Below are 24755 nucleotides of genomic sequence, written 5' to 3'. Positions count from 1 at the left end.
TGACCGTTTATTATCCTACACTACTCGGATCTTTATAGGCAGTTAGTGCGGGATAAAAGGGGAGAGGAAACCGAAGTGGTTTCCTTTTTTCTGTTTTTTTAGATAAATAATGGTATAGTAAGAAAAAGGGATTATTTCTTATAAAAGCGAATGTATACAACAGGACATATGGACAAAGAATTAGGTGGTTGAAGAAATGAAAATTTTACTGATCATGGAAGAGGCAGAAGAGAGAAGAGAGTTAGCTGAAAATTTCACTGAAAATATGAGAAATGTAGAATGTTTTGAAGCAAAGACAGGAACAGAATCTTTATTTATGATGAAAAAACATATACCAGACTTTGTTTTTTTAAGTTCCAAATTACTAGATGGTACTGGTTTTGAATATGCAAGTTTATTACGAGAAATAAATTGCTATACAAAATTTATTTTTGTAGGTGAAAACATAGAAGAATCTATTACAGCTTTTCGTTTCCAAGCATTTTATTATTTATTGCGACCATTTCGTGAAGAAGATTTACAATTTCTTTTATATAAAATAGGTAAAGAACAAGGTGAGAAAGCAAAGAGTTATTTGCGAAAACTACCGATAGAAAGTCAAGAGGGTATACGATATATTCTTCCAGAAGATATCGTATATGTAAGTAAAAATAAAGAAAATAAAACTGTTTCAATTTACACAACGAATAATCAGTATATTTCAACATATACACTTCAGGAATTAGAAAATAAGCTAAATGCATATGATTTTTTACGTGTACATAAAAGCTATTTAATTAATATGTCATATGTAAAAGAACTGAAACCTTATTATAATGGCACGTATAATTTGTATTTAGATAGGTATGATGAGCAACCGATTCCAGTCAGTCGTAATTATGTAAAACGCCTTCGAAATAACATTGAATTATAGTAGGTAATGAGAGTATTTTAACATGATAAACTGAAAATCCTTCATGATAGGGAGGATTCAAGTTAAATATTCAGAAAATTTAGTACAATCTCCACTAAGAAATAGTATTGGGGGAATTGTATGTGAAGACATTGAAATCGATCTTACTTTGGGGCATTATTACAGCAGTAGGAGCAGGTGCTTTTGGGGTAGTAGCTTTATCACAAGGTGAAACCATTAATGCTGTATGGCTCTTAGTAGCTGCCGTATGTGTATATGCAGTTGCTTATCGCTTTTATAGTAGATTTATAGCGAGAAAGGTTTTTAATTTAGATGATAATCGGCAAACACCAGCCCATACATTAAACGATGGGAAAGACTATGTTTCAACAAATAAGTGGGTATTGTTTGGACATCACTTTGCAGCGATTGCTGGGGCGGGACCTTTAGTAGGACCGATTTTAGCAGCACAAATGGGATATTTACCAGGAACCATTTGGATTATTGTTGGGGTAGTTGTTGCGGGGGCTGTCCAAGATTTTGTCATTTTATTTGCTTCGATGAGACGTAATGGTAAATCGTTAGGAGAAATGATTAAGGATGAGATTGGACCTGTTACAGGACTAATTGCAATGATAGGTATTTTAGGAATTATGATTATTTTATTAGCAGTATTAGCGTTAGTCGTAGTAAAGGCACTAATCGGAAGTCCTTGGGGAATGTTTACGATAGCAGCAACGATTCCTATCGCTATTTTAATGGGAGTTTATATGCGCTATATTAGGCCTGGTCGTGTTGGAGAAGGATCAGTAATTGGTATTATCCTACTTATTTTATCTCTTGTTGGAGGACAGTATGTAGCAGAAAATCCAACACTTGCAAGTATGTTCACATTTAGTGGTGAAACAATTGCTATTATGCTTATTGTATATGGATTTATCGCATCGGCATTACCAGTTTGGATGCTTTTAGCACCACGTGATTATTTAAGTACATTTTTAAAAGTCGGAACAATTGTAGGGTTAGCAATCGGTATCTTAATTGTAGCACCAGATTTACAAATGCCAGCAGTTTCGAAATTTATTGATGGAACTGGTCCTGTGTTTTCTGGAAACTTATTCCCGTTCTTATTTATTACTATTGCTTGTGGTGCAGTGTCTGGATTCCATGCTCTCGTTTCATCAGGTACGACGCCGAAGATGATCGAGCAAGAGGGACACGCACAGCCAATCGGTTATGGAGCAATGTTAATGGAGTCGTTTGTAGCAGCGATGGCGATGATTGCGGCTTGTGTATTAACACCGGGAACGTATTTTGCAATTAATAGTCCCGCAGCACTTATCGGTACAGATGTTTCGCAGGCAGCTCAAGTTATTTCCTCATGGGGATTTGCTATTACACCAAATGAACTAAAAGATCTCGCTGTAAATGTTGGAGAGCAAACAATTTTATCACGTACAGGTGGTGCGCCAACATTAGCGATAGGTATGGCATATATTTTCTCACAAGTAATAGGTGGAACGGCCATGATGGCATTTTGGTATCATTTTGCGATTCTCTTTGAAGCTCTATTCATTTTAACAACAATTGATGCCGGAACGCGTGTCGGCCGATTTATGATTCAAGATATTTTAGGGCATGTATATAAGCCATTTGGGAAAACGGATTCTACATTAGCAAATGTAATCGCTACAACATTATGTGTATTAGGGTGGGGATATTTCTTATACCAAGGGGTAATAGATCCGCTCGGTGGAATTAATACATTATGGCCACTTTTCGGTATTGCAAATCAAATGCTAGCAGGTATTGCATTATTACTTGGAACGACAATTTTGTTCAAAATGGGAAAAAAGGCGTACGTTTGGGTAACACTTATTCCAACTGTCGGGTTGCTGATTGTAACGATGACGGCGGGATATCAAAAGCTATTTCATGAAAATCCTAAAATTGGATTTCTATCGCATGCAAAGGTATTTCAGGGAGCATTAGATGAGGGAAAAGTGTTAGCGCCAGCAAAAAATGTTGCTCAAATGAAGCAAATTATTTTCAATGATTATATCGATGCAGCGCTTTGCGGAATTTTTATGATAGTTGTAATCGCTGTGTTAATTTCAGCACTTCGAATTTGGATCCAAGTATTAAGAAATAAGCCAATGCCGTTAAAAGAGGCACCATATATTCCGAGAGATGAAAGTGAGTCGAGGAACTATGCTTAAAAAGTTGTGGCAAGTATGGGGTGAAAGAAAACGCTTTATTAGTTTGCTCGTTGGGGTACCAAGTTATGAAGTATATGTGGAGCATATGAAAAAGCATCATCCTGAAGAAGAGGTTGTATGTCAAAAGCAATTTTTTGCTGAGGCACAAGAAGCAAGATTTAATGCAAAGGGTGGAAAAATATCACGCTGTTGTTAATGAAAAAGGGCGAGTTTTCGCCCTTTTTATTTTTTTGCTGTTTCACGTGGAACAGCAAAAATAAACAAAACCTTTGGGAATTAAAGGTATTTCGTATACAATAAAGTGAGGAAGGGGATAGATGGAAAAGTAGGGAGATTATTTTATGTTAAGGGACTTATTTGTAAATACAACAATTATTCTTTCCTTTATTTTTATTGGAGGCCAGCTTTTAAGGGATAAGCCGTTAAAAGAAGGATTCTCTTTTGGGCAGAAATGTGTAGTAGGCATTTTTACTGGGATACTAGGTATAGTATTAATGTATTTCAGTGTTCGTGTTGGTACCATTCTATTGGATTTACGCTATTTAGCTGTTATTCTAGCTGTTATTATTGGAGGACCGATAGCGAGTACCATAACAATTGGTATGATTTTAGTAACTAGGCTGTTGTTTATGGATTATTCATTAGCTTCTCAAGTGGCTTTTTATACAATCATTGCGATAGGAATAGGGAGTATCTTTATTTCGCGCATGAAGCTTTCTTTAGGGGGAAAGTGGGTATGGTTACACACATATATTTTATCTATTCTAATCCCAGCGTTATATATATGGTTAATTAAAGAGATCCACATAGTGGGATTATATTTAATTTCTAGTATTATTACAGGTTACATAACATTCATAAGTGCAAATTATGTTTTACAATCCAATGAGTTATTTCAAAAGATGAAACAATACGCAACGATAGATGCATTGACAGGTTTAGGAAACGTAAGACAGTTTGATTTAGAGATGAATCGTCATATTAGTAATAAGAACATGAAAAATGATTCGTTTTGTTTACTACTTATAGATATTGACCACTTTAAGTATGTAAATGATACGTACGGGCATCCTGCAGGGGACGAAGTGCTAAAACAAGTAGGATGTATTTTACGAGAAACTTCACAATTTCCAGATTTGGCTTTTCGAAAGGGTGGAGAGGAGTTTGCGCTTTTGATACCGAATAAGGGATTAGCTTACGGAATTCGTATGGGCGAGCAAATTCGTACAGCTGTTGAAAGTCACTCATTTCAATTGTTAGATGGAACGAAAATAAAAATTACAGTTTCGGTGGGGGTTTCAGAATATGAAGAATCACCGGAGCAATTTATTCAAGCGGCGGATGATGCGTTATACTACTCGAAACGAAATGGTAGAAATAAGGTCAGCTCTGTATCTTAAAGATAAGATGACCAGAAGACATAAAGCTTATAAAAAACACTCACAGAGGCAATGTATGAACTTTGTGAGTGTTTTTTATTTATATATTAGACAAGTTCTTTTGATACAACAAATTTACGATATGCACCATGGTGAGTTGGACCTACGTATTCGTTAATTTTGAATGAGTAACGAATAGCAGCTGTGATGAATTCTTTAGCAGTTTTTACTGCTTCTTTCACAGGTTTTCCTTTTGCAAGTTCTGCTGTAATTGCAGCAGAATATGTGCAACCTGCGCCGTGTGTATTTGTCGTATCAATTTTTTCTGATTCTAGAAGGTCGAATGTCTCTCCATCATATAGGACGTCGATTGCAGTTTCCGTACCAAGTTTGCTACCGCCTTTAATTAGGACGTATTTCGCACCTAAAGCATGGATCTTTTTCGCTGCTTCTTTCATGTCTTCAAGAGAATTAATTTTTACGCCACTTAATTGGTAAGCTTCAAATAAGTTTGGTGTTACAACTAATGCCTTTGGAACAAGAACGTCACGTAAGCAATCATTCGTTTCAGGATGTAATGCTTCATCAGCACCTTTACATACCATAACAGGGTCAACTACTACATTTTTGAAATTGTGCTTTTCGATTGTTTCTGCAACCATTTCAATAATTTCTACTGATCCAAGCATACCTGTTTTTAAAGCGTCTACGCCAACACCTTCAATTGTTGTTTCTAATTGTGGTTTTAATGTAGAAGCTGGGATTGGAAATACGTTATGTGCCCAACCGTTATGTGGATCCATCGTTACGATTGTTGTAAGAGATGTCATTCCGTATACGCCCAGTTCTTGGAATGTTTTTAAATCTGCTTGTATACCAGCACCGCCACTTGTGTCAGAACCAGCGATAGTAAGTGCTTTATTTAATGTCATTATGAAAGCCCCCTCGAGTGATATAATGAAAACTATGTTTTCACCATTATATCAATGTTACGAATAAGTACAAAGTGAAAAGTAGATGATTTATTTTAAGAGCTATTTAAAATCTTGTATGCAGGAGACTGAGTATGTTTCGAGATAATCGTACAAATGAATTAGTTATATTAAAGGAAATTGCAGAAACATTAAATACATCAAATGATACATATCATGTATTGCAAGCTGTCCTAGAGAAATTACTAAGTGTAACAGGTTTAACGACAGGATGGATTTTTCTTGCGGATGAAAATGGGAAGTATACGAAGTTAATTGATTATCAATTACCAGAGGCACTTACATATGAAAATAAACGCCCGATGTGCGAAGGTGAATGTTGGTGTTTACGAGGTTTTGTAGATGGAAAATTAGAGAGAGCCGTTAATATTATTGAATGTAAAAGAATTAATAATGCAATTGAATATAATTGGGGAGATACGGAGGGCATTCTTCATCATGCTACGGTTCCTTTAAAAGCTGGGGGAGAAAAATTTGGGTTGTTAAATGTTGCAAGTCCGGGTAAAACACATTTTTCAGAAGAAGAATTAGTATTACTCCAATCGGTTGCCTTCCAAATTGGTACGGCTTTAAAGCGAACAAAATTATATGAAAATGAAAAGAGAAGAGCACATTATTATGTGAAATTAGAGCGTTTCATTCAAGATTTAAAAACGATTCATAAGTTTAATGTACTACCTGAAAAAGTGGTAAATCACGTAGGTGAAGTATTTCAATGGAATCAAGTAGCGCTTTTTATTAGGGAGGAAAAAGAATTATCTCTGCGAGCGTCTTACGTTCAGGAAGAGTTACAAGAGGATGTAAAAGAGGCGGCCAAGAGGGCGTTAGAACAAGATGAACCAGTTCTAATAAAACATCAAATAGGACATAATGTACATCTAAATCGAGCTGTTATTGCTACACCAATACATATTCAAAACCATATATTTGGTGTTTTATGTGTTAGCTTGAATAATGGAGAGTTTGATGCTAATACAATAGATGTAATTCAAGCATTATCGAACCATGTTTCGTTAATAATAGAGAATTTGAGGTTAAACGAGCAGCGCCGTGAACTTGTACGAATGGAAGAAAGAAATCGGTTAGCAAGAGATTTACATGATTCTGTTTCGCAAAAATTATTTTCATTAACCTTCATGACAAAAGGCGCCGAGGCAGTTTTAAAAGGTAAAAATGAAAAGGTAGATCAATCTTTGCATGAGATGCGTGAACTTGCGCAAGGAGCTTTGAAAGAAATGAGGACATTAATTTGGCAGCTTCGTCCGGCGGGATTAGAAAAAGGATTATTGCCAGCTCTAAAGCAGTACGGTGAAAATTTGGGACTGAAAATTAGGGAGCAAGTTACGGGTGTTCGTGATTTACCTCGTGTAGTAGAAGAAGCTTTGTGGCGCATAGGCCAAGAAGCACTGAACAATGTAAGTAAGCATGCAGGTGTAAAAGAAGCGACGATTTATTTTACAGTGAATGAGAAAAATGTATCATTAGAAATAGTTGATCAAGGAAAGGGCTTTGTGGAAAAGAATATAAAAGAAAAGAAATCACTAGGTATGACTACGATGCGTGAAAGAGTAGAATTAGTTGGTGGAACAATTAAAATTGTAAGTAGTAATAAACGAACGAGCGTAAAAGTAAATGTACCATTATGATGTGAAAATGAGGGAAGTTTGTGAAAATAAAAGTATTGTTAGTTGATGATCATACAGTCGTTTTAAAAGGATTAGCATTTTTCTTAAGTACACAGGAAGATTTAGAGTTAGTTGGAGAAGCGAATAATGGGAAAGAAGCGTTAGTGAAAGTAGGAGAAACAAATCCCGATGTTATATTAATGGATTTATATATGCCTGAAATGGATGGTGTTGAGGCGACGGCATATATTAAAAAAGAGTATCCAAATGTGAAAGTAATTGTATTAACTAGCTTTTCTGATCAGGCGCATGTGTTACCTGCATTAAGGGCTGGAGCAAGTGGTTATATTTTAAAAGATGTAGAACCAGATCAGCTTGTTGAGGCTATTCGAAGCGCATATAAAGGTAATATTCAATTACATCCGGATATAGCAAATGCTCTTCTCTCTCAAACATTACCTGTAGAAGAAAAGGAAGAAGAACCTTCTATTCAAGTGGATGTGCTAACAGCGAGAGAAAATGAAGTATTGCAGCTATTAGCAAAAGGGATGAGCAATAAGGAAATTGCATCTGTTTTAGTTATTACAGAAAAGACAGTTAAGGCGCATGTAAGTAGTATTTTGAGTAAGTTGAATTTATCTGATCGTACGCAAGCGGCATTATATGCAGTGAAAAATGGAATTGTATAAGACGAAAGTCGTAAGACCAAGTTCGCCTTTAGAAGGTGGACTTTTTTTATGGAAAAATACGTCTATGTGAGGACGAAATTGTCATTATATAAAGATAAAATATGTTTGTAAGCAACAAAACAACAATTACAAGGGATACCTTTTTTGAAAGCATATAACAACATAAGAGTGAGTACTAGGAGGAATAAATAATGGCAACAGTTTTATTCGTTAAAGCAAATAACCGCCCAGCGGAACAAGCAGTTAGTGTAAAATTATATGAGGCATTTTTAGCAAACTATAAAGAAGCACACCCAAATGATACAGTAGTAGAACTTGATTTATATAAAGAAGAATTACCATATGTAGGCGTAGATATGATTAATGGTACATTCAAGGTAGGTAAAGGATTTGATTTAACAGAAGAAGAGGCAAAAGCAGTAGCAGTTGCTGATAAGTATTTAAATCAATTCCTAGAAGCTGATAAAGTTGTTTTCGGCTTCCCATTATGGAACTTAACGATTCCAGCAGTATTGCACACATATATTGATTATTTAAACCGTGCTGGTAAAACGTTCAAATATACGCCAGAGGGTCCAGTTGGTCTAATCGGAGATAAGAAGATTGCATTATTAAATGCAAGAGGCGGCGTATATTCAGAAGGTCCAGCAGCTGAGGTAGAAATGGCTGTTAAATATGTAGCAAGTATGATGGGCTTCTTCGGCGCAACAAACATGGAAACAGTAGTTATTGAAGGACATAACCAATTTCCAGATAAAGCAGAAGAAATCATCGCTGTAGGTCTTGAAGAAGCAGCTAAAGTAGCAAGTGAATTTTAATTAAAATTATAATCGTCACTCGAAAAAACAGCATTAACGTTTACATGTTAATGCTGTTTTTTTATATTTTTAGTTCATCAGCAAGTTTTTCTAATGTATTTCGATCTTGTATATAATATGTTCGGCCTTCTTTTCTTAAATAATTTTGTTGGCAAAACTGATTTAATACATATAAAAGATGACGGTAGCTGACATTTAAATATTCCGAGGCCTCGGTATGCTTTTCTATATAACAATTATTTTGCTCTGTTAATAAAATAAAAGCAGCTAATCGATTTTCAAAAGGATAACTATAGTTTTTTGCGTAATTTTCAGTGCGAGTAATTGTCTTTTCTCCAATAAATTTACATAAGTGCTGTAAAAACGTTGCATCTTGTAATAAAAGTTGCTGACAATCTTTAAGAGGAAGTGCCAAACACACACAATCTTCTAGTACTTCAACGGACTTAGTAATATTTTCTACTCCTATTAATCCTAATTCCCCGATAAAAGATGGTGCTTGAATAAAATTAATTAATGAAACCTTCCCGTTTTTATGACTCATATATATTTTTGCCTTCCCAGAAATTAAGTAATAGAGATAAGGGAGAGCATTTCCTTCGCTACATATCATCTCTTTCGTTTGAAAAGAATGCAGCTCTACATATGGCAAGACATGAAATGAAAATAGGGTATGGAATTGATGGATTCGCATGTATTGATAAATTTCTTCCTCATTTTTGCTGATTTTCATATTTTCACCCCCATGTATAGTATGAGATATCTCCTATTATCTTTACAAGAAGGAATGATACGATTTATGTAAATTTGTTTTTGTAGAAAAGAGAGTGTGATGAGTTTATGAAAAAATATAAAACATTGTTATTTGATGTAGATGATACATTACTAGATTTCCAAAAGGCTGAAAAAGTGGCTTTACGGGTGCTTTTTGAAGAGAAGGGAATCCCTTTAACAGACGAGATAGAGGCTCGTTATAAAAAAATAAATAAAGGTCTTTGGGATGCTTTTGAAAAAGGTGAACTATCACGCAATGAAGTTGTAAATACAAGATTCTCTCTGTTGTTTAAAGAGTATGGAGAAGAAGTAGACGGAATATTATTGGAAAATAATTACCGTAACTACTTAGAAGAAGGAAATCAACTCATGCAAGGTGCGTTTGAATTTATAAATCAAATTCAAGGGGAGTATGAGTTGTATATAGTGACAAATGGTGTTTCTAAGACGCAAGATAAACGTTTGCGTAATGCAGGGTTACATTCATTGTTTAAAGATGTTTTTGTTTCGGAGGATACAGGTTTTCAAAAGCCGATGAAAGAGTATTTTGATTATGTTTTTGAACGGATTCCTAACTTTGCACCTGAAGCAGGGCTGATTATTGGGGATTCATTAAGCGCTGATATTAAAGGTGGATATGTAGTGGGAATTGATACTTGTTGGTTTAATCCAGAAAGGAAATTAAATGATAGTGGGATTATACCGACATATGAAGTGCATAATTTTGAGGAGTTAGAAGCGTTATTAAAGCAGCATGTGTAATAAAAAAATAGGCAGTGGAGCTTTCATCCCCACTGCCTATTTTTATTAATTTTTATTTTCGTTATGTTTTGGGAGCGGAAAGGCATTCCCGATAGCAGCTGCACCAAGCATGGGAAATAGTAAATTAAGCGGGAAAAACATAAGTAATAGTAATGTTATAGCTATTGGCTTTCGTAACGCATAGCTTGAAATTGCTGTCGTTACGATGGCAACAGATGCTACTGGATCTATAGGAAGAATAGATGCTACAGCGTATCCGATACTTGACCCGGAAAATATAATTGGGAAGATATGTCCACCTCGCCACCCTGTGTTCAAACAAACGGCAGTAATGCACAACTTTAAAATCCCTGAAAGAAGTAGTATCCAAAAAGATAAATGGCTCCATTCAACAACTAATTCTTTTAATTGATGTTCCCCTGAAAATAATGTGTACGGAAGAAAAGTTCCCGCAATTCCTAATAAAATACCACCGATAATTCCGAGTGTCAGTTTGTATTCCCTAAAAGGGTGAATTAACTTCTCTAATGTGAATTCTAACTTGAAATAAAAGAAACCAACTATAGCACCGATACTAGCAAGTGGAAGAAATGCAATCCAGTCATTGAAAGAAAGTGCACCTTCCCCGAAATCAACAATAAAGGATCCACGATTATCGAGTTTACTCAGTAGTAAATAAACAGAAAAACCTGCGAAAGTAGTAGCTAAGTATACAATCGCCTTTTTTCCTTTAGAAAAAGCAGCAATTTGTTCCCCTTCATTTTCATTTGGTGCTAAATAACCGAATAATGGTGCGTTAAAAATTACACTTAAAGTAGCGCCAATTCCAATCTCGGTTAGCTCATTCATACCCTTTAAGGCAAATTTAAAGCGATCCCCTACCCATGTGCACAGTCCGCCTATAATTCCAACTAGTGCGGCTTCTGGACCAAGACTAGCTCCGAAAATTAAAACAATAATCGCTGTTAAAGTAGCCTGATGGACAAAGCGATATTCGATTCGACCAGTTTTTTTATATTCAGCCATCACTTCAGGCATAAGGCGTGGGTATGTACCGAAATGTTTTTGTGATAGACCAACAAGGATCCCGCCAATTATTGTTACGCAAAGGGTGTAATAAGAGGGAAAAGAGAGAACTTCAGGCAAGTATCCCCAAATAAAGTGGATTCCAATATTTATTGTGACTAAAAATAACCAGACTGTAGCTCCTACTATAGATCCTAGAAGAATGCCATATAGAGCAAGTATGTACTGCATATCTTTTTTATTTGTCATGTTATACCTCCGTTATGTAAATCTTAGTAGGTAAAAAAGTGAAATATACTAGTGAAAAATGGATTGAATATATATAGTATCTTTTTGAGAAGATGGCCTATTCAACATATAGGCTAACTTTAGGGGAATTTGAATTTATAGGTTAAATTACTTATTTAATTTTATAGACTGATTTGCGGTTTTTAAAGGTCTTTTTTGAAATAGACTAGAATATATTTCTTTTGTTGCTTTATATGAAACTGTTAACATTTATTTTAGAACATTCAGAAAAACTGTTTGACATTAGGAAATTATTGCTATAAAATCAACGGTAATTGCATAGTCTTATCAAGAAAAGGTGGAGGGACAGGCCCGATGAAACCTTGGCAACAGCCGTATAACGGAATTGTGCCAAATCCTGCAGGTAGTAATCCTGAGAGATAAGAAAGAGCCTTTAGAGCGTGTTTTCAAACTGCTCCTTTCTTGTTTTCAGGAAAGGGGCAGTTTTTTATTTTGTATAAAAGAAAGGAGAATGAGAGATGGGAGAATCATGGGGAAAAGGAACAATTTGTGTGCAAGGTGGCTATACGCCAAAAAATGGTGAACCACGTGTTTTACCACTTTATCAAAGTACAACATATAAATACGATACTTCAGATGATTTAGCAGCCCTATTTAACTTAGAGGCAGAAGGATATATTTATACACGTATTGGAAACCCTACTCTAGCTGCATTTGAGCAGAAGTTATCAGATTTAGAAGGCGGTGTAGGAGCTGTTGCAACGGCTTCTGGGCAAGCAGCTATTATGCTCGCAGTTTTAAATATTTGTAGTAGTGGGGATCATTTACTTTGTTCTTCAACGGTTTACGGGGGAACGTTTAATTTATTTGGAGTGAGTTTGCGTAAACTGGGCATTGATGTTACGTTCTTTAATCCAAATTTAACGGCAGATGAAATTACGGCGCTTGCTAATGACAAGACGAAACTTATCTATGCAGAATCGTTAGGAAATCCAGCGATGAATGTTTTAAATTTTAAAGAATTTTCAGCTGCTGCTAAAGAATTAGAGGTACCTTTTATCGTTGATAATACATTAGCAACTCCTTATTTATGCCAGGCGTTTGAACATGGGGCAAATATTATTGTTCATTCTACGACGAAGTATATCGATGGGCATGCGAGCTCCTTAGGCGGTATTGTAATTGACGGTGGAAACTTTGATTGGACAAATGGAAAGTATCCTGAACTTGTTGAACCAGATCCAAGTTATCACGGTGTAAGTTACGTTCAAAACTTTGGTGCAGCAGCGTATATTGTGAAAGCACGTGTTCAGCTATTAAGAGATTATGGAAATTGTATGAGCCCATTCAATGCATATATTAGCAATATTGGCTTAGAAACATTGCATTTACGAGTGGAACGTCATAGTGAAAATGCTCTCGCGGTTGCTAAGTGGCTTGCTAATCATGAACGTATTGAATGGGTGAATTATCCGGGCTTAGATAGTAATGAAAATTACTCATTGGCACAACAGTACTTGAAAAAAGGTGCTAGTGGTGTTTTAACTTTCGGTATTAAAGGCGGATTAGAAGCAGCAAAAGAATTTATCGCAAATGTAAAACTAGCAACTCTCGTAACACACGTAGCTGATGCACGAACTTGCGTTATACATCCTGCTAGTACGACGCATAGACAATTAAATGCTGAAGATCAGCGTTTAGCTGGTGTTACATCTGATTTAATTCGTTTATCAGTTGGTATAGAAGATGTTTCTGATATTATTGCAGATTTGGAAGCAGCTCTAGTTGGGGGCAAAACACATGCCGATCATAATTGATAAAGATTTACCGGCTCGCAAAGTGTTACAAAAAGAAAATATTTTTGTAATGACGAAGGAGCGAGCGGAAACACAAGATATACGCGCTTTGAAAATTGCTATATTAAATTTAATGCCAACGAAGCAAGACACAGAGGCGCAATTACTTCGCTTAATTGGAAACACACCGTTACAATTAGATGTTCATTTGCTTCATATGGAATCACATCTATCTCGTAATGTAACGCAAGAACATTTAACAAGCTTTTATAAAACGTTTCGTGATATTGAAAATGAAAAGTTTGATGGGCTCATTATTACAGGAGCGCCAGTGGAGACCCTCGCTTTTGAAGAGGTAGATTATTGGGAAGAGCTTAAACATATTATGGAGTATTCAAAAACGAATGTAACATCTACGCTCCATATTTGCTGGGGAGCACAGGCTGGCTTGTACTATCATTATGGTGTTCCAAAGTATCCCCTTAAGGAAAAAATGTTCGGTGTATTTGAACATGAAGTTTGCGAGCAACATGTGAAATTGTTACAAGGATTTGATGAATTGTTTTTTGCTCCGCATTCTCGTCATACAGAAGTACGAGAGAATGATATTAGAGGAGTGAAAGACTTAACATTGTTAGCAAACTCTGAAGAAGCAGGTGTTCACCTTGTTATTGGGCCAGAAGGAAGGCAAGTGTTTGCCCTTGGACATAGCGAATATAGTTGTGAGACGTTAAAACAAGAATACGAACGAGATCGTGACAAGGGATTAAATATTGATGTGCCAAAAAACTATTTTAAACATAATAATCCAGATGAAAAGCCGCTTGTTAGGTGGAGAAGTCATGGTAATTTATTGTTTTCTAATTGGTTGAATTATTACGTGTATCAAGAAACCCCTTATATATTGTAAAGAAAGATTGTGTAACACGTGGCAACGTTTTCCTTGTAAAGATCAACCTTTATTTTTCCGAATGTTCAAAATACATTGTTTTTCGGATTTTTTACTCATATAATTTCATCTAAACACAATTTTTGAGGGGTGGACAGTACTATGAAAGAAATTCAAGTTGGGTTATTAGGTCTTGGGACAGTTGGCAGTGGTGTGGTTCGTATTATTACGGATCATCAAGAACGACTCATACACCAAGTAGGTTGTCCAGTGAAGGTAACGAAAGTATTAGTGCAAAACATTGAGAAAGAGAGAGAGGTAGAGGTACCTTCTACTCTATTAACACAAGATGCAATTGAAATTTTAGATAATCCAAATATTGATGTTGTCATTGAAGTGATGGGTGGCATTGATGATGCAAAATCATATATTTTACAAGCTTTAAAAAGCGGAAAGCATGTTGTAACTGCAAATAAAGACTTAATGGCATTACATGGAGCTGAATTATTAGCGACAGCAAAAGATAATAAGGCTGATTTATTCTATGAGGCGAGTGTGGCAGGGGGAATTCCAATTTTACGCAGTATCGTAGAAGGACTTTCTTCAGATCTTATTACGAAAGTAATGGGAATTGTAAATGGAACGACAAATTTTATTTTGACGAAAATGTCAGACGAAGGGAGAGCATATAACGACGTGTTAAAAGAAGCCCAACAACTTGGATTTGCAGAAGCAGATCCAACATCAGATGTAGAAGGTTTAGATGCAGCAAGAAAAATGACAATTTTAGCTACTCTCGGTTTCTCTACAAATGTAGAGCTTGGAGACGTGAAAGTAAAAGGGATTACCTCTATTACAGAGGAAGATATTGAATACAGTAAGAGCTTAGGTTATACAATTAAATTAATCGGTCTTGCAAAACGAGATGGTGAAAAATTGGAGGTTACAGTTGAACCAACTTTACTTCCAAATACACATCCTCTTGCGGCAGTACAAAATGAATATAACGCTGTGTATGTGTACGGTGAAGCAGTTGGGGAAACGATGTTTTATGGACCAGGCGCAGGAAGTTTACCGACAGCTACAGCTGTTGTTTCGGATTTAGTTGCTGTAATGCAAAATATTAGATTAGGGGTAACAGGAAATAGTGCTGTAGTCCCACAATATCAAAAAGTATTAAAAGAGCCAGACGAAATTGTCGTGAAAAAGTTTTTAAGACTGCATGTAAAAGACGAAATTGGTGTATTTGCAAAAATTACTTCATTGTTCTCTGAGCGCGGAGTTAGCTTTGAGAAAATTATTCAAATGCCGCTTGAAGAGAAAGGAAAGGCTGAAATTGTAATTGTAACGCATCGTGCGTCTCTTGCTGATTATGATTATATTCTACATACGTTGCAAGGGTATGAAGAAATAGATTGTTTGAAAGCGAACTATCGAATTGAAGGGGATGCTAAGTAGTATCTCTTACCATAAAACAGAAAGAGCCTATTAAGCAGCTTGCTTAATAGGCTCTTTTCTATTTAAAATCTGCGTACCAAATTGAATAAATGCTTGGATAATCCAGCCTGTTGTAAAGGATAAGATGATTGTTCCAAAATAGATAGGTCCATCTAATAAAAAGCTTAACGTTAAAAATAAAAAGGCTAATGAAATCTCTGTTCTTCTAAACGTCCATTTTTTCTTCTCAGCAACCGTTAAAACGAAAGCTTCTTGAGGCGCTGCACAAAAGTTTGTAGAGACGTAAAGACCAATTCCAGCTCCAACGAATAGATTTCCGCAAATAAGTGTTATATATTTTGGAAGAGAGCGGATAGCGTCCATAATAGTTGTAATGGAACCAATCCAATCAACAAAAAGAGAAATAAGAACCATCGTTACAATTGTACCGATTGTAATTTGTTTTTTATTCCAAAAGAGTACGATAAGTGTAAAGGCAAAGTTAATCATAAAAATCCAAAAACCAATACTTATGCCAAAATTTTGATATAGTGCAATAAAGAAGGAATCATAAGGGCTAAGTCCAAAGGAAGTAATTGTCGTCATCATATTAATACCGATGGCAAGAATGAGTAAACCGCCAATGAAAAATATATATTCTAATTTGAATCGAAGCATAGTTGTATATCCTTTCTAAATGTATTTGCTAGGAAAGGATATATTGTGGAAAGCTTACCAGGTCAAGGGAGAATTTTTGTGAGAAGGGGAAAATGAGATGACAAATATAAGAAAGATTGCTGAACTTGCTGGAGTATCTGTTTCAACTGTTTCACGTGTACTAAATAATCATCCGTACGTAAATGAACAGAAACGAAAAGAAATTCTAGCGATTATAGAAGAATTAAATTACACGCAAAACGTGAATGCAATTCATTTAGTGAAAGGAAAAACGAATGTAATTGGCGTTTTATTGCCACACGTAAATGATCAATATTATAGCGCTATTATCGAGGGGATATCAAAAGAGACAGCCAAGAATAATTATAATATGATGCTTTGCCAGACGAATTATAGCGAAGAAAGAGAACTAGAAATTTTAAATATGTTAAAAATGAAAAAGCTTGATGGGGTTATTATTTGTTCTCGGGCAAATAGTAAGGAGAAGCTTGAAGAATATACGAAATTCGGCCCGATTGTTATGTGTGAAGAAATAGATTCAAAATGCATTTCAAGTGTCCATATCGATTACTACAAAGTATTTTCACTTGGGATGAAAAGCTTAATAGATGCCGGTCATACACATATTGGATATTGTATTGGAAGAAGTAATAGTGTTAATAGCCAAAGACGAAAGAAGGCATATGAAGATTCGCTTCAACAGAGTATCGTAACACCGTTAGAGACCTGGAAATTTGAGGGTTGTTTTACAGTGGAAGATGGACGCAATGTAATTAGAGAATGGGCTCATATGTCAGTAAAACCGACGGCGTTCCTTGTATCTTGTAACCATATTGCAGCAGGGATGGTTACAGAAGCAAAAAAACAAGGAATTCGTATTCCAGAGGATATTACGATTATCGGGTGTGATGATCAAGAGGTGGCAGATATATTGGGTATAACGACGATTTCGCATTCTAGTAAAAACGTTGGAGTAAAAGCGTTTGAATTATTATATGAAAAGATTAATGAAGAGAAATTAGATGTGAAGCATATAGAGTTATTACCAGAGTTAGTAGATAGAGAAACGACATAATTGAGAAGGTGTGAAAATCGCTTTTCAAAATTTCGTTTGGTATAATTATGGACAATCTATGAGGGCTAAAAGGGGTTTTGATATGAGATCAAAAGTAGTAAAAGTAATTCTACTCATTACAATTGCATCTTTCTGTTTATTTGCATATGGCTTTGTTTCAGGTGTAAATGATGTATTAAATCCGAAAGCTTCAAATTTAATTAAAAAGACCGATGTAGTGGCAAAAGAGAAAAAGAAAACGGGAACGTTACAAATCGTTAGTTTAGGTGATTCATTAACGCGTGGCGTTGGTGATAAAGAAGGAATTGGCTATGTTGGGCGAATGAAAGAGGATTTACAAAAAGATTATAAGCAAAAAATTGCATTAACAAATTTAGCAGTTAGTGGTGCAAAAATGCCCGATTTATTAAAACAAATTGAAAGTAATGGCGCTCAATATTCAATTAAGCAAGCAGATGTAATCGTGTTAACGATTGGTGGGAATGATTTGTTCCCAGGCTGGGAATCGCTTGGGAAAATAGATTTAGAGACGTATCGTCCTGACACAGAAACGTTTCAAAATGAAGCAAAGAAAATTATAGAAGAAATTCGTAAATTAAATACAGATAGTCCGATTTTTTGGCTTGGTTTATACAATCCTTTTGAAGATGTAGAAGATTTAAAAGGGTCTTCAAACATTGTTGTGGACTGGAATGCATCTTTAGAGAAGTTAGCGCTAAACGATAAAAATGTGTATATTACACCGACATTTGATTTATTCCAAAACCGCGGGAAAGATTTATTATACTCTGATCATTTTCATCCGAACGAAGTAGGTTATACGTATATGGCAGAACGTTTAGTTCAAAATGTTGTAAGTAAATTAAAACTAGAACAAGGAGGGGTAAAATGACGACGATACTTTCCGTACGAGATTTGAAGAAGGTAATTGGAAAGAAGACTCTTGTAGAGAATATTTCCTTTGATGTAAAGCAAGGAGAAGTGTTCGGGTTCTTAGGACCAAATGGTGCTGGAAAGACGACTACCATTCGAATGTTAGTCGGATTGATTAAGGCGACAGAAGGTACGATTTTTATCGGTGGTTATTCGATTAAGGAAAATTTCAGAGAAGCGATGCGTCAAATTGGGAGTATCGTTGAAAACCCAGAGTTGTATACATATTTAACGGGATGGGAAAATTTAAAGCAATTTGCTCGTATGTTAGGTGATATATCAGATGAACGTATTATTGAAATTGCTGAAATGGTTCATTTAGATGAAAGAATTCATGATAAGGTAAAAACGTACTCACTTGGTATGAAACAACGCCTTGGAATTGCGCAGGCGCTCCTTGGGAATCCAAAATTGCTCATATTAGATGAGCCAACGAATGGTTTAGATCCAGCAGGGATTAGAGAACTTAGGGAATTTATACATAAGCTTGTAAAAGAAGAAAATATGAGCGTGTTTATTTCAAGCCACTTGCTAAGTGAAGTGCAAATGATATGCGATCGCGTTGCTATTATTCATAAAGGAAAGATGATAACAGTTGCCAAGGTTGAAGAATTAATTAAAACAGCAAGTGATCGTGTAGAATGGATTGTTACACCAATTTCTAAGGCGAAAGATATGCTAGAAGCAGCCGAAGAAGTAAGGGAAGTAAGTGTAGAAGGCGAGCGATTACTATGCCGCATGGATATTGCATCTATAAGTAGTTGGAATAAACACTTTGTAGAAAATGAGATAGATGTACATAGCGTTAAGGAGCTTGTATTTACGCTAGAAGATTTATTTATTGAACTCACAAGGGGTGAGCAGCATGCGTGAATTTGCGAATCTAGTTTTAAATGAATCAGAAAAAATTTACCGTAAGAAACGTATTTTTGTTGTCATGCTTATTTTAGCAATCTTGATCCCGCTTTTTGTGTATGCGCAGTATCGTGAAATAGAAACGACACAAAAAAGGCTCGGTACAACCGATTGGAAGGTTTCATTGCAACAGCAAATTGTTGATTCTCAGAACCGGTTGAACAATTCTAGGTTGCCAGAAGAATGGCGTGATTGGTTAAAGGTAAGAGTTGAGCAACAACAATATTATTTAGATCATGATATTAATCCGATGGCACCGGGTGCACCAACTTTTGTCAGAGCATTTATTGAACAAGGAATTACATTATTTATTCCGCTTCTCGTAATGATTGTAGCCATTGATATCGTTTCAGGAGAACGAAGTGATGGGACGATGAAGATGTTACTTACGCGGCCAATTCGGCGCTGGAAAATACTCCTTAGTAAATACGTGACGATGTTATTTTTCATTTCGCTCATACTGTTTCTTGTAGGCTTGTTTGCTTACATATTATCAGGGCTTGTATTTGGGTACTCGGGATGGAATTTACCTGTTTTAACAGGATTTGTTATTGATAAGGAAACGTTAAATACGAACTTTGTGCATCTTATTCCGCAGTGGCAATACATCTTAATGGCGTATGGACTAGCCTGGTTTGTTGCTATCGTTGTCGGAACTATATCATTTATGGTCTCTGTTTTAATTCGTAATACACCAGCTGGTATGGGCGTTATGCTAGCTGCATTAATTGCAGGCGGTATTTTAAGCTCGTTCGCAACATCTTGGGAAGGCGCCAAATATATTTTTAGTGTGAATCTATCATTAACGGATTATTTATCAGGAAAATTACCTGCATTACAAGGTTTATCGATGGGATTTTCTTTGATGAATTTAACTGTTTGGGCAGTTGTTTCTCTTGTTATTTCGTTCGTAGTATTTACAAGACAGGATATGGTGAATTAATTAGACAGGAAGTGACAGTATGGAAAATATTTTAAAGAATGATTGGGAGCCACTATTGGCACCTGAATTCGAGAAAGAGTATTATCTTACTCTATCCAGTTTTTTGACAGAAGAATACAGCACGTATGTTGTTTATCCGAAAGTAGAAGATATTTTTAACGCTCTTCAGTATACAAGTTATGAAAATACAAAGGTTGTTATTTTAGGACAAGATCCATATCATGGACCGAATCAAGCGCATGGTTTAAGCTTTTCTGTACAACCTGGTGTTAAAACACCACCGTCATTGTTAAATATGTATAAAGAACTTCGAGATGAATATGGTTATGAAATCCCGAATAACGGTTATTTAGTAAAATGGGCGGAACAAGGAGTATTATTACTAAATACCGTATTAACAGTTCGTCAAGGCGAAGCAAATTCTCATAAGGGAAAAGGATGGGAGCACTTCACAGATCGTGTAATTGAACTGTTGAATGAACGTGAAAAGCCAGTTATTTTCATATTGTGGGGGCGCCATGCGCAGGCGAAGAAGAAGTTAATTACGAATCCGAATCATCATATTATCGAATCTGTACATCCAAGCCCATTATCGGCAAGACGTGGTTTCTTTGGTAGTAAGCCATATTCTAAAGTAAATACGATTTTAGCTAATATGGGCGAAAGAGAAATTGATTGGGAAATTCCAAATTTATAAATAGAAAAGGTAGTTAACAGTCGTTAACTACCTTTTTATTATTATTGTTGCTCGTTCTTTAATTTTGCATCTAGTACAAAAGTGCCAAATGGGATAACTGATGAAACAAATGCTCCAAGTGCCCATAAAATTGATTTACGGTGTACGATTGTTACTTGAATTACTGCAAAGATGAATAGAATAAATAGAACACCATGAGCCATGCCTGTAATTTTAACAGCTGTTGCAAATCCTGCGAAATATTTCAATGGCATTGCTACAAATAATAGTAATAGGAAAGAAATACCCTCAACTAGTCCAATTGCTCTTAATCGTCCGATTGGTGTAGATAACATAAAGTAGCCTCCTTTAACGTATGCTTGTATATAGTAAATTTGTATTCTTTTTCAAAATAAAATAGTCTATTTTGTTTCATTATATACAAAAAGAAAGTTTACACTACGAGAATAGTGCAAAGTTCAAAATATAGTCACAAAAGCATGAGAATTTAAATAAAAACCTATTTGAAGCATTTGACTTCAAATAGGTTTTGTGAATGAAAATATTAAACAAGTACATCCGTTTTTAAAACGAATTTCTCTACAACTTTTGCAACACCATCGTTCATATTTGTATCTGTTACGTAGTTTGCAATTTCTTTAATATCATCAGGTGCATTGCCCATTGCAACGCCAAGACCAGCAAATTCAATCATCGCTTGGTCGTTATAGCTATCGCCCATTGCGATAACTTCTTCACGCTTAATGCCAAGCTTTTGAATCAGTTTGTTTAAGCTCGTTCCTTTTGTAACACCAGCTTCAGTAAATTCTAAGAAGAATGGTTTCGAACGCATCACGCTTAATTGGCCTTCTAGTTGTTTTTGTAGTTTCTTTTCAACTTCAACAAGGCGTTCAGCCTCTTTATTCATTAATACTTTTACTACTGGCTCTTTAACAGCAGCCTTAAAGTCATCTACTACAACAATTGGCATACCAGTAATATCGCCCTCAATTTCAGTATAAGGATTATTTTCTTCTGTTACGATATCATCGCCCATATAAGTATGAATCCATACATCTTCAGTTTTACTAATTTCAAATAGGTTGTGAACGATTTCAGGAGATAGCGTACTACTAAAGATTTCTTCGTTTGTTTTACAGTTAATAATTTTTGCGCCATTAAAAGATAGAATGAAACTGCCATATTCTTCTAAACGAAGTTCTTTCGCTACATTGCGCATACCGAATGTTGGACGTCCAGAAGCAAGTACAACTTTTACACCTTGCTCTTGTGCAGTCATTAATGCTTCTTTCGTACGAGGTGAAATAGTATGGTCATCACGTAATAAAGTATCATCTAAATCTAAAACAATCATTTTATAAGTCATATAGAAAATTCCTTTCTTTAATTGAAATCAAAATACATGTTCATGAAGAGATTGAGGAATAATAGTAAGACATCAAACCTCTTTGAAAAGAAGTAGATAAATTATTATGAGTGTGTTGCTCATAATATTGGTTAATAATCATTGGGGATGAATAAAACCCCAATGATTAAAGTTTGATTTTATCGTAACAACTCTAAAGGTAGAGTGCAATAATGGAAGTTTTCCAATTTAAGATATTTGTTTTGCTGTGGAACGAGAAAATAGTATTTCTAGCAAGATTGCCATTACAGATCCAAGAACGAGACCATTACTTAAAAACGATGCTAGAAATGGTGGAAGTGTGGAATATGCTCCTGCTGGAACAAACATAACTCCGACTCCTGTAAAGATTGAAAGACCGGCTACTTTAAATAATCGTTCTTTATCCTGGACAGTTTCGTATTCTCGAAAGGCGAGGCCAATCATGCTTGCGAATACAGGATAAATAGCGGCATAACCAACTGCAACAGGGATTGCTGCAAAGAATGAAGTAATCTTTGGAAATATACTAACGACAATAATAAAGCTTGACCCTAATATAAACGGGAGACGTTTATAAATATTAGTCGTTGCAATAAAACCTGCTGATCCAGAAATAGCGACAGGCCCAATAGCTGAAAATAGGCCGCCTAGCAATTGGTTGATTCCTGTTATAATGCCAGCTTGTTTAAAACGATCTGATGCAGCGTTTTCTTCATATTTAGAGACAACCTTTTGTACAACACGAATACTTGCTAACATATTTGTTAGAAGTAAGAGTGTAACGAAAATGACCGTAATTACCATGTTCCATTCAACACGAGGCATTCCGAAAACAAATAAGGATGGAAAACGGATTATGTCTGTCACTGGTGTTATTGGATTAGATAATCCGAAGCATGCGAATAATATCCAGCCGCATACGATACTGAAAAGAACGGAATATTGTCCAATAATAGGTAGCTTCATGATGAAAAAGGATAGTAAAATAACAATGAGTGAAAGAATAAATACGTTAGATTGTACTTCTGTATGTTTTCCATCAAGGCCAAACATTCCCTTTAAGAAGGAGCCACTAAGCTGCGCGACAAGAAGAAATAAATACGTTCCAATGACTGTCGGTGTAAAATAGCGAACGAGTTTATCAATAAGTCCAAAAACGCTAAGAATAATACAAATAATACCGCTTAATAAGAAAGCATATTGAAGAACTTTAAGTGTCTCATTATTTGATCCAAATAGTACGACGCCTAAACTTGCGTAAAGGGAGAAAATTCCCCACCAAAGGCCAGCAGGACCTTCTTGAATAGGAAGTTTATGCCCAAATATAGCTTGCAAGAGACCAGCAAAACCTAGAACAAATAATGTTCTTTGTACGAATGCGATGGCTTCAGCGCCATTAAGACCATAACTAGTTGCGACACTAATTGGTACAATAAGGCTTCCAGCTAAAATAAATAGTGCCCATTGTAAGGCGGAAAGAAATGTCTTCATTATATCAACCTCTTTCATAGATTCCGTATCTAGTATATACGTATTTTATTTCCACTGGCAAAGATTGTAGATAGAGAAAAGAGTTGAAACACGGTATGAATGCACGTAAGCAATTATGGATAGCAGTTATATGTATGACTTTTGTTGTAATTCTAGGAACGATAGGATTTATGACGATTGAAGAGATTAGTTTGTTTCAAGCATTTTGGATGACAATGATTACTGTATTGACTGTTGGATACGGAGATGCCGTTCCTGTAACGCAAGCGGGGAAAGTATTTGCGCTTCTTATTATTCCTGTTGGCGTAGGTATTGTTACGTATGCAATTGGGGTAGTGGCAGCTATGATTATTGAAGGGAATTTATTTCATGCAGTACGGAGGAAGAAGATGGATAAACAAATAGCGCAGTTGAAAAATCATATTATAGTATGTGGTTGCGGTAGAGTGGGGCTTCAAGTTGTACATGAATTGCAAGAAAAGAATATTCCATTTGTCGTTGTTGATAAAGATGAAAGTATATTGGAGCAGGAAAAGCTTTTATTTGTACATGGAGATGCAACGGAAGATCAAGTATTACATAATGCCGGAATTTTAAAAGCAGCTGGTTTAGTTGCTATTGTTGCAAATGATGCCGAAAATGTATTTATTACATTAACAGCAAGAGGGTTAAACGATACGATTAAAATTGTGGCGAGATCTGAAAAGCCAGAAACTGAAGAGAAATTAAGGCGTGCTGGTGCAAATAAGGTTATTAACCCATCTAGTATGGCGGGTATTCATATCGCAAAAGGTATTGCAAATCCATTAACCGTTCATTATATTGATACAGTGTTGTATGGAGTAGAACAGTCATTTGTCATTGAAGAAATTCTAGTTGGAAAAGATTCAATATTAGTTGGTAAATCGTTACTAGAGAGTAATGTAAGGAATCAGTTTGATGTAACAATATTAGCGATTTCAAGAAATGGGAATATTATACATAATCCAACAGGGCAGGAAAAATTGAAAGAACGTGATATGATAATAGTATTTGGTTCAGTAGAAAAATTGGGACAATTCGAGAAAGAATTACAAAGTACGAGGTGAT

Annotated in this window: 24 protein-coding genes and 1 riboswitch; of the genes, 17 read left to right on the top strand and 7 right to left on the bottom strand. The window is 35.6% G+C overall.

The genetic code is table 11. The features are described 5' to 3' along the window. The first annotated feature begins 196 nt into the window (after positions 1-196). From NST86_RS27755 to NST86_RS27740, 4 genes are all read left to right on the top strand, one after another. The gene (locus NST86_RS27755; RefSeq protein WP_000698256.1) at positions 197-913 is read left to right on the top strand and encodes a LytR/AlgR family response regulator transcription factor; all 717 of its coding nucleotides are present in this window, start codon (positions 197-199) and stop codon (positions 911-913) included. 122 nt (positions 914-1035) lie between these two features. Then, positions 1036-3111, top strand: coding sequence for a carbon starvation protein CstA (gene cstA, locus NST86_RS27750; protein ID WP_340934777.1), 2076 nt, complete (start codon positions 1036-1038; stop codon positions 3109-3111). Then, the gene (locus NST86_RS27745) at positions 3104-3307 is read left to right on the top strand and encodes a YbdD/YjiX family protein (RefSeq protein ID WP_000914504.1); all 204 of its coding nucleotides are present in this window, start codon (positions 3104-3106) and stop codon (positions 3305-3307) included. Before cstA ends, NST86_RS27745 begins: the two co-directional genes overlap by 8 nt. 145 nt (positions 3308-3452) lie before the next feature. Next, positions 3453-4511 carry a GGDEF domain-containing protein gene (locus tag NST86_RS27740; protein WP_061664269.1) on the top strand — a complete coding sequence of 353 codons (1059 nt, stop codon included), beginning with the start codon at positions 3453-3455 and terminating at the stop codon, positions 4509-4511. 86 nt (positions 4512-4597) lie between these two features. On the opposite strand, the gene pdxK is transcribed toward NST86_RS27740, so the two are convergent. Next, complete coding sequence (gene pdxK, locus NST86_RS27735) at positions 4598-5422, bottom strand: pyridoxine/pyridoxal/pyridoxamine kinase (RefSeq protein WP_000174252.1); 825 nt, start codon at positions 5420-5422, stop codon at positions 4598-4600. Between the two features lie 134 nt (positions 5423-5556). Here pdxK and NST86_RS27730 point away from each other — a divergent pair, with 134 nt between their 5' ends. From NST86_RS27730 to NST86_RS27720, 3 genes are all read left to right on the top strand, one after another. Beyond that, positions 5557-7128, top strand: a complete 1572-nt coding sequence (locus NST86_RS27730) for a GAF domain-containing sensor histidine kinase (protein WP_061664270.1) — start codon at positions 5557-5559, stop codon at positions 7126-7128. A gap of 20 nt (positions 7129-7148) precedes the next feature. Next, positions 7149-7796: a response regulator gene (locus tag NST86_RS27725; RefSeq protein ID WP_000695799.1), complete on the top strand. Its 648-nt coding sequence runs from the start codon at positions 7149-7151 to the stop codon at positions 7794-7796. 191 nt (positions 7797-7987) lie between these two features. Further along, complete coding sequence (locus tag NST86_RS27720) at positions 7988-8614, top strand: FMN-dependent NADH-azoreductase (RefSeq protein ID WP_044797723.1); 627 nt, start codon at positions 7988-7990, stop codon at positions 8612-8614. A gap of 61 nt (positions 8615-8675) precedes the next feature. On the opposite strand, the gene NST86_RS27715 is transcribed toward NST86_RS27720, so the two are convergent. Continuing rightward, positions 8676-9347: a transcriptional regulator YeiL gene (locus NST86_RS27715; RefSeq protein ID WP_000703322.1), complete on the bottom strand. Its 672-nt coding sequence runs from the start codon at positions 9345-9347 to the stop codon at positions 8676-8678. Between the two features lie 107 nt (positions 9348-9454). Here NST86_RS27715 and NST86_RS27710 point away from each other — a divergent pair, with 107 nt between their 5' ends. Then, positions 9455-10150: a YjjG family noncanonical pyrimidine nucleotidase gene (locus NST86_RS27710; RefSeq protein ID WP_063263984.1), complete on the top strand. Its 696-nt coding sequence runs from the start codon at positions 9455-9457 to the stop codon at positions 10148-10150. A 45-nt stretch (positions 10151-10195) separates the two neighbouring features. On the opposite strand, the gene NST86_RS27705 is transcribed toward NST86_RS27710, so the two are convergent. Beyond that, positions 10196-11425, bottom strand: coding sequence for a chloride channel protein (locus tag NST86_RS27705; protein WP_061664272.1), 1230 nt, complete (start codon positions 11423-11425; stop codon positions 10196-10198). 321 nt (positions 11426-11746) lie between these two features. Beyond that, positions 11747-11851: riboswitch (SAM riboswitch) on the top strand. A gap of 92 nt (positions 11852-11943) precedes the next feature. Between NST86_RS27705 and NST86_RS27700 the strand changes: the two genes are divergently transcribed. From NST86_RS27700 to NST86_RS27690, 3 genes are all read left to right on the top strand, one after another. Beyond that, on the top strand, positions 11944-13242 hold the full coding sequence (locus tag NST86_RS27700) for a bifunctional O-acetylhomoserine aminocarboxypropyltransferase/cysteine synthase (protein ID WP_061664273.1): 1299 nt from the start codon (positions 11944-11946) through the stop codon (positions 13240-13242). Beyond that, positions 13226-14131 carry a homoserine O-acetyltransferase MetA gene (metA, locus tag NST86_RS27695; RefSeq protein ID WP_001121538.1) on the top strand — a complete coding sequence of 302 codons (906 nt, stop codon included), beginning with the start codon at positions 13226-13228 and terminating at the stop codon, positions 14129-14131. Before NST86_RS27700 ends, metA begins: the two co-directional genes overlap by 17 nt. A 141-nt stretch (positions 14132-14272) precedes the next feature. Then, positions 14273-15568, top strand: coding sequence for a homoserine dehydrogenase (locus NST86_RS27690; protein WP_061664274.1), 1296 nt, complete (start codon positions 14273-14275; stop codon positions 15566-15568). A gap of 30 nt (positions 15569-15598) precedes the next feature. Here NST86_RS27690 and NST86_RS27685 read toward each other — a convergent pair whose 3' ends face one another. Next, positions 15599-16225 (bottom strand): YczE/YyaS/YitT family protein, encoded by a 627-nt coding sequence (locus NST86_RS27685; protein WP_016118964.1) that lies wholly within the window; start codon positions 16223-16225, stop codon positions 15599-15601. Between the two features lie 97 nt (positions 16226-16322). Between NST86_RS27685 and NST86_RS27680 the strand changes: the two genes are divergently transcribed. The 5 genes from NST86_RS27680 to NST86_RS27660 are packed head-to-tail and all read left to right on the top strand — an operon-like array spanning position 16323 to position 20788. Beyond that, positions 16323-17300 (top strand): LacI family DNA-binding transcriptional regulator, encoded by a 978-nt coding sequence (locus NST86_RS27680; RefSeq protein ID WP_016118963.1) that lies wholly within the window; start codon positions 16323-16325, stop codon positions 17298-17300. A 10-nt stretch (positions 17301-17310) separates the two neighbouring features. Further along, positions 17311-18192: an SGNH/GDSL hydrolase family protein gene (locus NST86_RS27675; RefSeq protein WP_002022849.1), complete on the top strand. Its 882-nt coding sequence runs from the start codon at positions 17311-17313 to the stop codon at positions 18190-18192. Beyond that, complete coding sequence (locus NST86_RS27670; protein WP_016118962.1) at positions 18189-19106, top strand: ABC transporter ATP-binding protein; 918 nt, start codon at positions 18189-18191, stop codon at positions 19104-19106. The genes NST86_RS27675 and NST86_RS27670 overlap by 4 nt, the downstream gene beginning before the upstream one ends. Then, positions 19099-20091, top strand: coding sequence for an ABC transporter permease subunit (locus NST86_RS27665; protein ID WP_001206477.1), 993 nt, complete (start codon positions 19099-19101; stop codon positions 20089-20091). Before NST86_RS27670 ends, NST86_RS27665 begins: the two co-directional genes overlap by 8 nt. Before the next feature lie 19 nt (positions 20092-20110). Beyond that, positions 20111-20788: a uracil-DNA glycosylase gene (locus NST86_RS27660; protein ID WP_061664275.1), complete on the top strand. Its 678-nt coding sequence runs from the start codon at positions 20111-20113 to the stop codon at positions 20786-20788. Between the two features lie 41 nt (positions 20789-20829). On the opposite strand, the gene NST86_RS27655 is transcribed toward NST86_RS27660, so the two are convergent. The 3 genes from NST86_RS27655 to NST86_RS27645 form a co-directional block, all read right to left on the bottom strand. After that, positions 20830-21123 carry a DUF3817 domain-containing protein gene (locus tag NST86_RS27655; RefSeq protein WP_000953396.1) on the bottom strand — a complete coding sequence of 98 codons (294 nt, stop codon included), beginning with the start codon at positions 21121-21123 and terminating at the stop codon, positions 20830-20832. A 209-nt stretch (positions 21124-21332) separates the two neighbouring features. Continuing rightward, positions 21333-22154 carry a Cof-type HAD-IIB family hydrolase gene (locus NST86_RS27650; protein WP_000221382.1) on the bottom strand — a complete coding sequence of 274 codons (822 nt, stop codon included), beginning with the start codon at positions 22152-22154 and terminating at the stop codon, positions 21333-21335. A gap of 228 nt (positions 22155-22382) precedes the next feature. Further along, a complete protein-coding gene (locus NST86_RS27645; protein ID WP_061664276.1) occupies positions 22383-23666 on the bottom strand; it encodes a purine/pyrimidine permease in 1284 nt (427 codons plus the stop codon). 95 nt (positions 23667-23761) lie between these two features. On the opposite strand from NST86_RS27645, the gene NST86_RS27640 reads away from it, so the two are divergent. After that, positions 23762-24754 (top strand): potassium channel family protein, encoded by a 993-nt coding sequence (locus tag NST86_RS27640; RefSeq protein ID WP_000993984.1) that lies wholly within the window; start codon positions 23762-23764, stop codon positions 24752-24754. Position 24755: the final 1 nt, after the last annotated feature.

This window comes from Bacillus sp. FSL L8-0199 (genome assembly GCF_038005705.1).
Taxonomy (GTDB): Bacteria; Bacillota; Bacilli; order Bacillales; family Bacillaceae_G; genus Bacillus_A; species Bacillus_A cereus.
The sequence above is the reverse complement of the archived record's forward strand: the minus strand, read 5'-3'. Positions and strand labels throughout refer to the sequence as shown.